At 71.2% G+C, this 12,946-nt stretch carries 9 protein-coding genes and 1 riboswitch; of the genes, 7 read left to right on the forward strand and 2 right to left on the reverse strand.

The window, feature by feature from the left end; genetic code table 11:
• Positions 1–26: 26 nt before the first annotated feature.
• Entirely contained in the window at positions 27–2,477 is a 2,451-nt protein-coding gene (locus ACFYSH_RS17510) for a DNA topoisomerase IV subunit A (protein WP_359466078.1), read from the reverse strand.
• A 245-nt stretch (positions 2,478–2,722) separates the two neighbouring features.
• Between ACFYSH_RS17510 and ACFYSH_RS17515 the strand changes: the two genes are divergently transcribed.
• The 4 genes from ACFYSH_RS17515 to ACFYSH_RS17530 all read left to right on the forward strand — a co-directional run bounded on the left by ACFYSH_RS17515 (position 2,723) and on the right by ACFYSH_RS17530 (position 7,586).
• The gene (locus tag ACFYSH_RS17515) at positions 2,723–4,075 is read left to right on the forward strand and encodes a pitrilysin family protein (protein ID WP_359466076.1); all 1,353 of its coding nucleotides are present in this window, start codon (positions 2,723–2,725) and stop codon (positions 4,073–4,075) included.
• Positions 4,076–4,101: 26 nt separating this feature from the next.
• Positions 4,102–5,484 carry a pitrilysin family protein gene (locus ACFYSH_RS17520; RefSeq protein WP_359466178.1) on the forward strand — a complete coding sequence of 461 codons (1,383 nt, stop codon included), beginning with the start codon at positions 4,102–4,104 and terminating at the stop codon, positions 5,482–5,484.
• Between the two features lie 191 nt (positions 5,485–5,675).
• A riboswitch (cyclic di-AMP (ydaO/yuaA leader) is annotated at positions 5,676–5,845 on the forward strand.
• A gap of 12 nt (positions 5,846–5,857) precedes the next feature.
• On the forward strand, positions 5,858–6,658 hold the full coding sequence (locus tag ACFYSH_RS17525; RefSeq protein ID WP_388753395.1) for a M23 family metallopeptidase: 801 nt from the start codon (positions 5,858–5,860) through the stop codon (positions 6,656–6,658).
• A gap of 223 nt (positions 6,659–6,881) precedes the next feature.
• The gene (locus tag ACFYSH_RS17530; RefSeq protein WP_359466072.1) at positions 6,882–7,586 is read left to right on the forward strand and encodes a GntR family transcriptional regulator; all 705 of its coding nucleotides are present in this window, start codon (positions 6,882–6,884) and stop codon (positions 7,584–7,586) included.
• Positions 7,587–7,758: 172 nt separating this feature from the next.
• On the opposite strand, the gene ACFYSH_RS17535 is transcribed toward ACFYSH_RS17530, so the two are convergent.
• The gene (locus tag ACFYSH_RS17535) at positions 7,759–8,040 is read right to left on the reverse strand and encodes an HPr family phosphocarrier protein (protein WP_359466070.1); all 282 of its coding nucleotides are present in this window, start codon (positions 8,038–8,040) and stop codon (positions 7,759–7,761) included.
• Positions 8,041–8,213: 173 nt separating this feature from the next.
• Between ACFYSH_RS17535 and ACFYSH_RS17540 the strand changes: the two genes are divergently transcribed.
• The 3 genes from ACFYSH_RS17540 to ACFYSH_RS17550 all read left to right on the forward strand — a co-directional run bounded on the left by ACFYSH_RS17540 (position 8,214) and on the right by ACFYSH_RS17550 (position 12,943).
• A complete protein-coding gene (locus ACFYSH_RS17540) occupies positions 8,214–11,096 on the forward strand; it encodes a GNAT family N-acetyltransferase (RefSeq protein ID WP_388753399.1) in 2,883 nt (960 codons plus the stop codon).
• A 63-nt stretch (positions 11,097–11,159) separates the two neighbouring features.
• The gene (locus ACFYSH_RS17545; RefSeq protein WP_359466066.1) at positions 11,160–11,756 is read left to right on the forward strand and encodes a DUF5998 family protein; all 597 of its coding nucleotides are present in this window, start codon (positions 11,160–11,162) and stop codon (positions 11,754–11,756) included.
• Positions 11,756–12,943 carry a nucleotide pyrophosphatase/phosphodiesterase family protein gene (locus tag ACFYSH_RS17550; RefSeq protein WP_359466064.1) on the forward strand — a complete coding sequence of 396 codons (1,188 nt, stop codon included), beginning with the start codon at positions 11,756–11,758 and terminating at the stop codon, positions 12,941–12,943. The genes ACFYSH_RS17545 and ACFYSH_RS17550 overlap by 1 nt, the downstream gene beginning before the upstream one ends.
• Positions 12,944–12,946 lie beyond the last annotated feature (3 nt).

Consider the following 12,946-nt stretch of genomic DNA (forward strand, 5'->3'; position numbering starts at 1 on the left):
GCCCCCGCGCCGTCCGGCCGCGTGTCCTACAGCGGCCCGGCGATCACCGCGACCGGGCTGGTCAGCGGTGTGCCCGAACCGTCGCGGCGCGGATCGGGGTCCGGCAACTCGGCCGGAGCGCCGTTCTTCTGCGCCGCCCGCGCCGGCGTCTCGCCCGCCCAGGCGAACACCAGGACGTCCTCCCCCTTGAGGAAGCGCTGGCAGCGCACCCCGCCGGTGGCCCTCCCCTTGCGCGGATACTGGTCGAGCGGCGTGAGCTTCCACGTCCGCTCGGAATCGTCCAGCGTGCCGTGCGACCCGGCCACGGTGAACACCGCGGCGTCCGCCGAAGGGTTCACCGCGGTGAACGAGAGGACGGTGGCGCCTGCCGCCAGCTTGACGCCCGCCATGCCGCCCGCCGCGCGTCCCTGCGGACGCACCGATGCGGCCGGATAGCGCAGCAGCTGTGCGTCGGACGTGATGAAGACCAGGTCCTCCTCGCCCGTACGCAGCTGGGTGGCGCCGACGACACGGTCACCGTCCCTCAGTGAGATGACCTCCAACTCGTCCTTGTTGGGCGGGTAGTCGGGCACCACGCGCTTCACCACCCCCTGCAGCGTGCCGATGGCCAGGCCGGGCGCCTCCTCGTCCAGCGTGGTGAGACAGACCAGCTCCTCGTCCGGCTCCAACGTGAGGAACTCCGAGATCTGGGCGCCGCCCGACAGGTTCGGTGCCGCATGGGTGTCAGGCAGCTGCGGCAGATCGATCACCGAGAGCCGGAGCAGCCGTCCGGCGGACGTCACCGCGCCCACGTCACCGCGCGCCGTGGCAGCGACGGCCGAGACGATCGCGTCGTGCTTGGTGCGCCTGGCGTCCTCCGCCTGGGCGACCGGCTCCGCGTTGGCCGTGCGGGCGAGGAGGCCGGTCGAGGAGAGAAGTACCTGGCACGGGTCGTCGGCGACCTCCAGCGGCACCGAGGCGATCTGTGAACCCGCCGACTCCAGCAGTACCGTACGCCGGTCGGTGCCGAACTTCTTGGCGACCGCGGCCAGTTCGGACGAGACCAGCTTGCGCAGTTCGGCGTCCGACTCCAGGATCGCGGTCAGCTGGGCGATCTCCTCGTTGAGCTTGTCGCGCTCGGTCTCCAGCTCGATCCGGTCGAAGCGCGTGAGCCTGCGCAGCGGGGTGTCCAGGATGTACTGGGTCTGGATGTCGCTCAGCGAGAAGCGCTCCATCAGGCGCTCCTTGGCCTGCGCCGAGTTGTCGCTGTCCCGGATGAGGCGGATGACCTCGTCGATGTCGAGCAACGCCACGAGCAGGCCCTCGACCAGGTGCAGCCTGTTGCGGCGCTTGGTCCTGCGGAACTCGCTGCGCCGGCGGACCACCTCGAAGCGGTGGTCGAGATAGACCTCGAGAAGCTCCTTGAGCCCCAGGGTGAGCGGCTGTCCGTCGACCAGTGCCACGTTGTTGATACCGAAGGACTCCTCCATCGGCGTCAGCTTGTACAGCTGCTCCAGAACGGCTTCCGGCACGAAGCCGTTCTTGACCTCGATCACCAGACGCAGACCGTGCGCCCGGTCGGTGAGGTCCTTGACGTCCGCGATGCCCTGGAGCTTCTTCGCGCCGACGAGGTCCTTGATCTTGGCGATCACCTTCTCGGGGCCGACGGAGAAGGGCAGTTCGGTGACGACGAGACCCTTACGACGGGCCGTGACGTTCTCTATGGCGACCGTGGCGCGGATCTTGAACGTGCCCCGTCCCGCGGCGTAGGCGTCCTTGATACCGCCGAGGCCGACGATCCTGCCGCCGGTGGGCAGGTCGGGGCCCGGGACGAAACGCATCAGCGTCTCGAGGTCTGCACCCGGGTGCCGGATGAGGTGGCGGGCGGCGGCGATGACCTCGCCGAGGTTGTGCGGGGGCATGTTGGTGGCCATGCCGACGGCGATCCCGGAAGCACCGTTGACCAGGAGGTTCGGGTACGCCGCCGGGAGGACGACCGGCTCCTGCTCCTGGCCGTCGTAGTTGGACTGGTAGTCGACCGTGTCCTCGTCGATCGACTCAGTCATCAGGGATGTGGCGTCGGCCATCCGGCACTCGGTGTACCGCATGGCGGCCGGCGGGTCGTCGTTGCCCAGCGAGCCGAAGTTGCCGTGCCCGTCGACGAGGGGCAGGCGCATCGAGAACGGCTGTGCCATGCGCACCAGTGCGTCATAGATCGACGCGTCACCGTGCGGGTGCAGTTTGCCCATCACTTCGCCCACGACGCGGGCGCACTTCACATAGCCGCGTTCGGGACGCAGCCCCATCTCGTTCATCTGGGACACGATGCGGCGGTGCACGGGCTTCATGCCGTCGCGGGCATCGGGCAGAGCCCTGGAGTAGATCACCGAGTACGCGTACTCGAGGAAGGAGCCCTGCATTTCGTCGACGACGTCGATGTCGAGGATCTTCTCCTCGAAGTCGTCCGGCGGCGGGGTTTTCGTGCTGCGGCGGGCCATCGCGGCTGCGACTCCTTCACAGATTCTGTCGGGCAACCTCAGGTTCTGACGCCGACCATTGTGGACCGCCGTACCGACAACGCCGACCTCGACCCGTCCGAAGCGCCCTCACGGCTCCCTCGGAGCCGCTGTGCACGGCAGCGTCCACGACGACATTCACCCGGCGGGAACTTCGCCAGGTGCCCGTGCGCTTGCCTAGAGTGGCAGGTCCGGCAGGAAATCCTGTACCGATCGAAGGGACGTACATGCCCATGGGTCACACGGCCACAGCCCAGGCCGGTTCCGGCGGCTTGACGGCGACCGAGCACCGCCTGGCCAACGGCCTGCGCGTGGTGCTCTCCGAGGACCATCTGACCCCCGTCGCCGCGGTCTGCCTCTGGTACGACGTCGGCTCCCGGCACGAGGTCGAGGGACGCACGGGCCTGGCTCACCTTTTCGAGCACCTGATGTTCCAGGGCTCGGGCCAGGTCAAGGGGAACGGGCACTTCGAGCTGGTGCAAGGGGCCGGCGGCTCCCTGAACGGCACGACCAGCTTCGAGCGCACCAACTACTTCGAGACGATGCCCACGCACCAGCTGGAGCTGGCCCTGTGGCTCGAGGCCGACCGGATGGGCTCACTGCTCGCCGCGCTCGACGAGGAGTCCATGGAGAACCAGCGGGACGTCGTGAAGAACGAGCGCCGCCAGCGCTACGACAACGTCCCGTACGGCACCGCCTTCGAGAAACTGACCGCCCTCGCCTACCCGGAGGGCCACCCGTACCACCACACGCCGATCGGCTCGATGGCCGACCTGGACGCGGCGACCCTGGAGGACGCGCAGACGTTCTTCCGGACGTACTACGCGCCGAACAACGCGGTGCTCTCGGTGGTCGGCGACATCGACCCGGAGCAGACGCTCGCCTGGGTCGAGAAGTACTTCGGCTCCATCCCCTCCCACGACGGCAAGCAGCCCCCGCGCGACGGCTCGCTGCCCGCCGTCATCGGCGAACAGCTGCGTGAAGTGGTCCAGGAGGAGGTCCCCGCGCGTGCGCTGATGGCCGCCTACCGGCTGCCGCACGACGGCACACGCGAGTGCGACGCCGCGGACCTCGCGCTGACCGTGCTCGGCGGCGGCGAGTCGTCCCGCCTGCACAACCGGCTGGTCCGCCGCGACCGTACGGCCGTCGCCGCGGGCTTCGGGCTGCTCAGGCTGGCGGGCGCGCCCTCGCTGGGCTGGCTGGACGTCAAGACGTCCGGTGGCGTCGAGGTGCCGTTGATCGAGGAGGCCGTCGACGAGGAGCTGGCCCGGTTCGCCGAGGAAGGCCCCACGCCGGAGGAAATGGAACGCGCCCAGGCGCAGTTGGAGCGCGAGTGGCTGGACCGGCTCGGCACGGTCGCCGGCCGTGCCGACGAACTGTGCCGGTACGCCGTCCTGTTCGGTGACCCGCAGCTCGCCCTGACCGCGGTGGGCCGGGTGCTCGACGTGACGGCCGACGAGGTCAAGGCCGCCGCCCGGGCGCACCTGCGCCCCGACAACCGTGCGGTCCTGGTCTACGAACCGGTCGAACCGGCCGACGAGACGGACGGTGCCGAAGCGCACGAGGGGGCCGACAAGTGACCGACGCCGCCGTGACTGGAGTGACGATGGAGTACCACCCGCAGCCGACCGCCGGCGAGGCCAGGCCCTGGGCCTTTCCCGCGCCCGAACGCGGCGCCCTGCCCAACGGGCTGACCGTGCTGCGCTGCCACCGCCCCGGCCAGCAGGTCGTCGCCGTGGAGATCTTCCTCGACGCCCCGCTGGACGCCGAACCCGAGGGCCTGGACGGTGTGGCCACGATCATGGCGCGCGCCCTGTCCGAGGGCACGGACAAGCGTTCGGCGGAGGAATTCGCCGCCGAGCTGGAGCGGTGCGGCGCCACGCTGGACGCACACGCGGACCACCCGGGTCTCCGTGTCTCCCTGGAGGTCCCGGTCTCCCGGCTGGCCAAGGCCCTCGGCCTGGTCGCCGAGGCCCTGAGGGCCCCGGCCTTCGCGGAGAGCGAGATCGAGCGTCTGGTGGTCAACCGCCTCGACGAGATCCCGCACGAGCAGGCCAACCCGGCACGGCGGGCCGCCAAGCAGCTCTCCAAGGAGCTCTTCCCCGCCACGGCGCGGATGTCGCGTCCGCGCCAGGGCACCGAGGAGACGGTCCGGCGGATCGATGCCGCCGCCGTACGCGCCTTCTACGACGCCCATGTCCGCCCCTCCACCGCGACGGCCGTAGTCGTCGGTGACCTCACCGAGGTGGACCTCGACGCGTTGCTGTCCGACACCGTCGGGGACTGGTCGGGCAACGCCGGCCAAGCCCGGCCGGTGCCCCCGATCACCGCGGACGACACCGGCCGTGTGGTCATCGTGGACCGCCCGGGAGCCGTGCAGACCCAGCTGCTGATCGGCCGGATCGGAGCGGACCGGCACGACAGCGTGTGGCCCGCCCAGGTCCTCGGCACGTACTGCCTGGGCGGCACCCTCACCTCGCGGCTGGACCGCGTGCTGCGCGAGGAGAAGGGCTACACCTACGGCGTCCGGGCCTTCGGGCAGGTGCTGCGTTCGACGGCGCCCGGTTCCGCCTCCGGGGCGACCGGCGCCGCGATGCTCGCCATCAGCGGATCCGTCGACACGGAATCCACCGGTCCGGCGCTCGACGACCTGTGGAAGGTTCTGCGCACCCTGGCGGCCGAGGGGCTCACCGATGCCGAGCGCGAGACCGCCGTGCAGAATCTCGTGGGTGTGGCCCCGCTGAAGTACGAGACCGCGGCCTCCGTGGCGGGCACTCTCGCCGACCAGGTGGAGCAGCACCTTCCGGACGACTACCAGGCCGAGCTGTACGCCCGCCTGGCCTCGACCGGCACGGTCGAGGCGACTGCCGCCGTGGTCAACGCGTTCCCGGTCGACCGGCTGGTCACGGTTCTGGTCGGGGACGCCGCACAGATCGCGGAGCCCGTGAAGGCGCTCGGTATCGGCGAGGTCTCGGTCGTCACCAGCTGACGGAACGGGACATGACGGACCCCGGCGAGTATGAACTCGCCGGGGTTTTGCCATTTGTCCGTTTCGTGGGAATGCTCCGCGTTCGACCTGTGGGATGTGCGACAAAAGGCCCTTTCCGTTTGGCGGGGGAAAGTGGACCGCTCTAGCGTCGGCTCGGCTGTCCGCCAGACGACTGCCGCGTCCGCGGCGCCGGACAGCCATCGCCGAGTCCCCGTCAGGCGCGAGCCTGGGGAGCCGGGGACCCACATAAGTCCCTGGGGTGAATCGGATTCCTGTGCCTCGTCGGAGGCTCAGGGGCCCGTAGGAGACCTTCCTGCTCCGAACCCGTCAGCTAACCCGGTAGGCGAGAAGGAAGGAAAGGACCAGCCCCTCCATGGCGTTCATCCGTGCCACCGGGAAGCACCGTGCCCCGAGCCGCCTGACGCGCAAGAGCGCCGAGGTCGCCGGTATCGCGGCCCTGGCCACAGCCGGAGTCATCGGTACCACCGCCTCCCCGGCTCTCGCCGCGGACTCCGAGGCCGTCACCGCCACCGGTCTGACCCAGACCGTCGCCCTCGACACCACCCTCGCCGCCCAGATCGGTGCCCAGGCGAAGGCCCAGCAGCACCAGGCCGACATAGCCGCCGAGGTCAAGGCCGAAGCGGAGGCGAAGGCCAAGGCGAAGGCCAAGGCGAAGGCTGAGGCGAAGCGCAAGGCCGAGGCCCGCGCCGCGGAGGCGCGCGAGGCCGAGGCGCGTGCCGCACGGGCCGCCGAGCGTGCCCGTCTGAACTCCTTCCATCTCCCGGTCGCGGGCTCGCACGTGACCACCGGCTACAAGTCCGGTGGCGCGCTCTGGTCCTCCGGCAGCCACTCCGGTGTGGACTTCCAGGCGGCGTCCGGCACCTCCGTGGTCGCCGTCGGCGCCGGTACGGTCGTCGAGGCGGGCTGGGGTGGCGCGTACGGCAACAACATCGTGCTCCGCATGAACGACGGCACGTACACCCAGTACGGCCACCTCTCCTCGATCGGTGTGTCCGTCGGCCAGAGCGTCGGTTCGGGTGAGCAGATCGGCATCTCCGGCTCGACCGGCAACTCCACCGGGCCGCACCTGCACTTCGAGGCCCGCACCACCCCCGAGTACGGCTCGGACATGGACCCCGTCGCCTACCTCCGCGCCCATGGCGTCCAGGTCTGACCCCACGCCGCGCGACAGCGCTCCGACGAAGGGCCCCGGCATCCGCCGGGGCCCTTCGTCATGTGCCCGGACAAGGTCCGCAGAAGCCCTGCGGAAGTGTTCCCTGGCCAAAAGATATCCATGGATTCCACCCCGCCATCGGAAATTCCCGCCGGTTGCAATAGAGTCACCGAACAGGCGTCGATCGGCCGCGTTCCGCGGGGATTAAGGCGGAGGTTCGGACATGCGCATCCCAGCGCATTCGGTATGCACGGCAATCCGTGACGACATCGTCTCCGGTGTCTTCGAACGCGGCAGCCGCCTCACCGAAGAAGTGCTCGCGCGCCGCTACGGCGTCTCCCGCGTCCCCGTACGCGAGGCGCTGCGCACCCTGGAGTCCGAGGGGTTCGTCGTCACCCGTCGGCACGCCGGTGCCTGTGTCGCCGAACCCACGGAGCAGGAGGCCGCAGATCTTCTGGAGATCAGGATGCTCCTGGAACCCCTCGGAGCCGCCCGCGCGGCGCAACGTCGCACCGAGGCGCACCTCAAGGTGCTCCGCGGCCTGGTCAGGCTGGGGCAGGAACGGGTGCGCAGGGCCGAGGGAGAGGATCTGCGCTCCCTGGGCGGCTGGTTCCACGAGACGCTGGCGCAGGCATCGGGCAGCCCCGCGCTGATCGCGCTGCTCACCCAGCTCCGGCACAAGATCGCCTGGATGTACGCCGTCGAGCAGCCGGCCCGCCCCGCGGACTCCTGGGCCGAGCACGGCGCTCTCGTCGACGCCGTGGCGCGCCGGGACACGGAGCGGGCCAGGCTGCTCGCCGCCCAGCACGCCGAGCGGGCCACCGCGGCCCACCGGCTGCGGCGCCCGTACGTGTCCGGGAGCACGGCGGGCGCGGCCCGGGTGAGAACTTCGCAACACCCCGTAAACATCGCGGGAGCCCGCCATTAACAATTGCGCCGTATACAAAGAGGGTAATGATCGGAGGGCTGCCTTTTTGCTGCCCTGATCCGGCTTTTCGGGGCTCGCCCCTGGATTGTTCACGGAATGCGAAAAGCCGCGGCTCCCGGGTGGGGGTGCCGCGGCTTTCCGCAGAAATGCTGCCGGTTCGAGACGGCCGGGATCAGACGGTCTCCGGAAGCTCCTCGAGCCCCTCGGTGACCAGCTTCGCCAGGCGGTCCAGGGCGGCTTCGGCGTCGTCCGCCTCGGACGCGAGCACGATCTCCTCGCCACCCTGGGCGCCCAGGCCGAGCACCGCGAGCATGGAGGCGGCGTTCACCGGGTCGCCGTCCGCCTTGGCGATCGTCACGGGGACGCCGGAGGCCGTGGCGGCACGGACGAAGATGGAAGCGGGGCGGGCGTGCAGGCCCTCGGCCCAACCGACGTTGACGCGGCGCTCAGCCATGGTTCTGCCCTTCACGTAACAATGGGTTGTCTAGACCAGTCTCTCATGCAGTGCGCACTGCTCTGCCAGGCGTCGCCACCAGGCCGTTCCCGCCCACCGGCCCCCTCAGCGTGCCCGTGCCGCTCCCCCGACGCGACCGGTGCACCGTGGCCCTCTCGCCGTAGGCTTTGCCCATGGAGCCCACTCCGGAGCAGAGTCCGCATCACGCGTACCCCGACCACTGGGAGGCGGACGTGGTGCTCCGCGACGGTGGCACCGCGCGCATCCGGCCCATCACCACGGACGATGCCGAGCGGCTGGTCAGCTTCTACGAGCAGGTGTCCGACGAATCGAAGTACTACCGCTTCTTCGCCCCGTATCCGCGTCTCTCCGCCCGGGACGTGCACCGCTTCACCCATCACGACTACGTCGACCGGGTGGGGCTGGCCGTCACGATCGGCGGCGAGTTCATCGCCACCGTCCGCTTCGACCGGATCAACGAGCAGGGCAGACCCGCCTCGGCCCCCGCGGACGAGGCCGAGGTCGCCTTCCTCGTCCAGGACGCCCACCAGGGCCGTGGTGTGGCGTCGGCCCTTCTCGAACACATCGCGGCGGTGGCGAGGGAACGGGGCATCCGCCGCTTCGCCGCCGAGGTGCTGCCCGCCAACAACAAGATGATCAAGGTGTTCCGGGACGCCGGCTTCACCCAGCAGCGCAGCTTCGAGGACGGCTCCGTCCACCTCACCCTCGATCTGGAACCCACGGCCGAGTCACTCGCCGTCCAGCGCGGACGTGAGCAGCGGGCCGAAGCGCGCTCCGTCCAGCGCCTGCTGGCTCCCGGGTCCGTCGCGGTGATCGGCGTCGGCCGCGAGCCCGGCGGTGTCGGGCGGACGGTGCTGCGCAATCTCCTCGGCTCGGGCTTCACCGGACGTACGTACGCGGTGAACGCGTCCTTCGCCGCCGGACCCGGCACGGTCGACGGGGTGCCCGCGCACCGCTCCGTGGGCGAGATCGGCGAGCAGGTCGACCTCGCGGTCGTCGCCGTCCCCGCCGGCCGGGTGCCCGAGGTCGTCGCCGACTGCGGCGAACACGGCGTTCAGGGCCTCGTCGTCCTCTCCGCCGGCTACGCCGAACGCGGTGCGGAAGGCCGGGAGCGGCAGCGGGAACTGGTCCGGCAGGCGCGCTCGTACGGCATGCGGATCATCGGCCCGAACGCCTTCGGCATCATCAACACCTCGGAGAAGGTCCGCCTCAACGCCTCCCTCGCCCCCGAGTCGCCCCAGACCGGACGCATCGGGCTCTTCACCCAGTCCGGCGCCATCGGGATCGCCCTCCTCTCAGGCCTCCACCGCAGGGGCGCCGGACTCTCGGCCTTCATCTCCGCGGGCAACCGGGCCGATGTCTCCGGCAACGACTTCCTGCAGTACTGGTTCGAGGACCAGGACACCGATGTCGCCCTGCTGTACCTCGAATCACTGGGCAACCCACGCAAGTTCACCCGGCTCGCCCGCCGGACGGCCGCCGTGAAACCCGTGGTCGTGGTGAAGGGTGCCCGGCACAGCGGAACCAATCCACCGGGCCACGCCGTACCGGTCAGCCGGATCCCCGACGCCACGGTCTCCGCACTGATGCGGCAGGCGGGTGTGATCCGTGTCGACACCGTGACGGAGATGGTCGACGTCGGTCTGCTCCTCGCCGGCCAGCCCCTGCCGGACGGCCCCCGGGTGGCGATCCTGGGCAACTCGGAGTCGCTCGGCCTCCTCACCTACGACGCCTGCCTGGCGGAAGGGCTGCGCCCCCGGCCGCCCCGCGACCTCACCACCGAGGCGAGTCCGCAGGACTTCCGGTACGCGCTGGCCGAGGCCCTCGCCGACCGGACGTGCGACGCCGTGATCGTGACCGCGATCCCCTGGGTGGGGGAGAACGGCGAGGCGGAGACCGGCGACGGCGAGGTCCTGGCGGCCGCGCTGCGCGAGGCGGCCGCCACCGGCCCCGCCAAACCGGTGGCGGTGGTGCACGTGGAGATGGGTGGTCTGGCCCAGGCCCTGGCAGCCGCCACGAGCACAGCCACCGCAACCCGGCCTGCCGCCGCCGGGCCTGCCGTGGAGCAGCCGCCCTCGTCCCCGTCCGCCCCGTCCACGTCCGGCGCGGTCACGCCTGGTGACGGGCAGGCCGGCACCGGCCACCCCGCGCCCTCCGCCGGGCGCATCCCCGCCTACCCCGCCGCCGAGCGCGCCGTCCGCGCGCTCGCCGAGGCGGTGAAGTACGCCCAGTGGCGGCGGCAGGCGGCCACTCCCGGCAAGGTGCCGGAATTCCTGGACGACACCATCGACGAGCACGGGACCGCCGGACTGATCGAGACACTGCTCGGCCCGGGTCCCGACCCGCGCGGCCGCCCGCTCACCCACGACGAGGCCCGCGAACTGCTCGCCCGTTACGGCGTCTCCGTACGGCCGGCGCTCCCCGCCCCCGATCCGGACACCGCCGTCGCCGCCGCCGCGAAGCTCGGCTACCCGGTGGCCCTCAAGACCACCGCGCCCCACCTCCGGCACCGCGCCGACCTCGGTGGCGTCCGGCTCGATCTCGCCAACGAGAACGCCCTGCGCCGTTCCTACGACGAACTGACCGATCTGCTCGGCACACCCGCCGAACTCCGGCCCGTCGTCCAGGCCATGGCGCCCAGAGGCGTCGACACCGTCGTCCGGGCGTCCATCGACGCGGCCGCCGGCGCCGTTCTCTCCTTCGGCCTGGCCGGCGCGCCCTCCGAGCTGCTGGGCGACACGGCCCACCGCCTCGTGCCCGCCACCGACCGCGACGCAGCCGAGCTGATCCGCTCCATCAGGGCGGCTCCGGTGCTGTTCGGCTGGCGCGGCTCCGCGCCGGCGGACACCGCGGCGCTCGAAGAGCTCCTCCTGCGGGTGTCCCGGCTGGTCGACGACCACCCCGAGGTGGTCTCCGTCGCCCTGGAACCCGTGGTCGTGGCCACGCAGGGCCTGACGGTGCTCGGTGCGAGCGTCCGGCTGGCCCCGCCACCGGCCCGCAGCGATCTCGGCCCCCGCCGGCTCCCCAGCTACTGACCGCCCTCACGGACCCGCGCACGACGTCCCCGGCAGTCACCGACCCCCCGTAGGATGGTGGGCATGGCAAAGACCGGTACGACGACCCAGGGGCTGCGCGCGGCGATCGAGCGCAGCGGCTACTACCCGGCCCTCGTGGCTGAGGCGGTGGAGGCCGCCGTCGGCGGCGAACCGGTCGCTTCGTACCTGGTGCACCAGGAGACCACCTTCGACTCCAACGAGGTCCGACGCCATGTCACGGTCCTCGTTCTGACGGACACGCGCTTCATCGTCAGCCACACCGACGAGCAGGCCGCCGACACGAGCTCCCCGACGCCGTACGCCACCACCTCCACGGAGTCGGTCAAGCTCGACCGGATCTCGTCCGTGGTGGTCAGCCGCGTGGTCGCCAACCCCGAGAAGTACGTGCCCGGCACGCTGCCCCGCGAGGTCGTCCTGACCATCGGCTGGGGCGCCGTCTCCCGCATCGACCTGGAGCCCGCGGCCTGTGGTGACTCCAACTGCGAGGCCGACCACGGCTACACCGGCAGCTCCACCGCCGACGACCTGAGCCTGCGCGTCAGCGAGGCCGGGGACGGCCCCGACGCGGTGCGCCAGACCCTTGCCTTCGCCCAGTCGCTCTCCGAGGCCACGGCCGCGACCACGGCGACCGCCCGCTGATGGTCCAGCCCGCCTGGCAGGACCCCGTTCTGCTCGCCCCTGATACCGCGCCCGTCCCCGCATACGGCACCGGCTCGCTCGCCGATCTGCTGCCTACGCTCGTCGCCGGGCAGGGCGTACCCGGCTTCGAGGCGTCGATCCCTGAGCTCGCCCCCGCCGACCGTAACTGCGTCTTCCTGATCGACGGACTCGGCTGGGAACAGATCAAGGCCCACCCGGACGAGGCGCCCTTCCTGCACTCGTTGCTCCCCACCTCCCGCGGCGGCACCGGCCGGCCGATCACGGCGGGCTTCCCGTCCACGACCGCGACCTCGCTCGCCTCGGTGGGCACGGGCCTGCCCCCGGGCGAGCACGGCCTCCCCGGCTACACGGTGCGCAATCCGGAGACGGGCGCGCTCATGAACCAGCTCCGCTGGAAGCCGTGGACCGACCTCAAGGCCTGGCAGCCGTACCCGACCGTCTTCAAGCTCGCCGACGCCGCCGGCGTCCGCACGGCTCAGGTCTCCGCGCCCGACTTCGAGCAGACCCCCCTGACCAAGGTCGCGCTCAGCGGCGGCTCCTTCCTCGGCCGGCTCACCGGCGAGGACCGGATGGACCTCGCCGCCGAGCGGCTCGCCGCCGGTGACCGGTCCCTCGTCTACACGTACTACAGCGAGGTCGACGGCCAGGGACACCGCTACGGCGTCGACTCCGACGCCTGGCGTGGTCAGCTGATGTACGTCGACGGGCTCGCCCGGCGCCTCGCCGAACAGCTGCCGCCCCGTTCGGCGCTGTACATCACCGCCGACCACGGCATGATCGACATTCCGTTCGACGAGCGGTCCCGGATCGACTTCGACGAGGACTGGGAGCTGAGCGCCGGAGTGGCCCTGCTGGGCGGCGAGGGCCGTGCCCGCCACGTGTACGCGGTCCCCGGGGCCGAGGCGGACGTGCTGACCGTCTGGCGCGAGGTGCTCGGCGAGCAGTTCTGGGTGGCCGGCCGTGACGAGGCCGTCGCGGCGGGCTGGTTCGGCCCGCGGATCGACGAGCGGGTGTACGGCAGGATCGGCGACGTGGTGGCGGCCGCGCACGACGATGTGGTGATCACCGCTTCGGTCAAGGAGCCCCACGAGTCCGCGATGGTGGGAATGCACGGATCGCTGACCCCCGTGGAACAGCTGGTGCCGCTCCTCGAAGTACGCTCGTAGCCA

The organism is Streptomyces sp. NPDC005791, assembly GCF_042871485.1.
Classification (GTDB): domain Bacteria; phylum Actinomycetota; class Actinomycetes; order Streptomycetales; family Streptomycetaceae; genus Streptomyces.

What these genes read in the sequence shown, in the direction of transcription:
- ACFYSH_RS17540 (WP_388753399.1), top strand. Translation starts at nt 8,214, where the DNA reads ATGGAGCCCACTCCGGAGCAGAGTCCGCATCACGCGTACCCCGACCAC.
- ACFYSH_RS17510 (WP_359466078.1), bottom strand. Translation starts at nt 2,477, where the DNA reads ATGGCCCGCCGCAGCACGAAAACCCCGCCGCCGGACGACTTCGAGGAG.
- ACFYSH_RS17525 (WP_388753395.1), top strand. Translation starts at nt 5,858, where the DNA reads ATGGCGTTCATCCGTGCCACCGGGAAGCACCGTGCCCCGAGCCGCCTG.
- ACFYSH_RS17515 (WP_359466076.1), top strand. Translation starts at nt 2,723, where the DNA reads ATGCCCATGGGTCACACGGCCACAGCCCAGGCCGGTTCCGGCGGCTTG.
- ACFYSH_RS17530 (WP_359466072.1), top strand. Translation starts at nt 6,882, where the DNA reads ATGCGCATCCCAGCGCATTCGGTATGCACGGCAATCCGTGACGACATC.
- ACFYSH_RS17535 (WP_359466070.1), bottom strand. Translation starts at nt 8,040, where the DNA reads ATGGCTGAGCGCCGCGTCAACGTCGGTTGGGCCGAGGGCCTGCACGCC.
- ACFYSH_RS17520 (WP_359466178.1), top strand. Translation starts at nt 4,102, where the DNA reads ATGGAGTACCACCCGCAGCCGACCGCCGGCGAGGCCAGGCCCTGGGCC.
- ACFYSH_RS17545 (WP_359466066.1), top strand. Translation starts at nt 11,160, where the DNA reads ATGGCAAAGACCGGTACGACGACCCAGGGGCTGCGCGCGGCGATCGAG.
- ACFYSH_RS17550 (WP_359466064.1), top strand. Translation starts at nt 11,756, where the DNA reads ATGGTCCAGCCCGCCTGGCAGGACCCCGTTCTGCTCGCCCCTGATACC.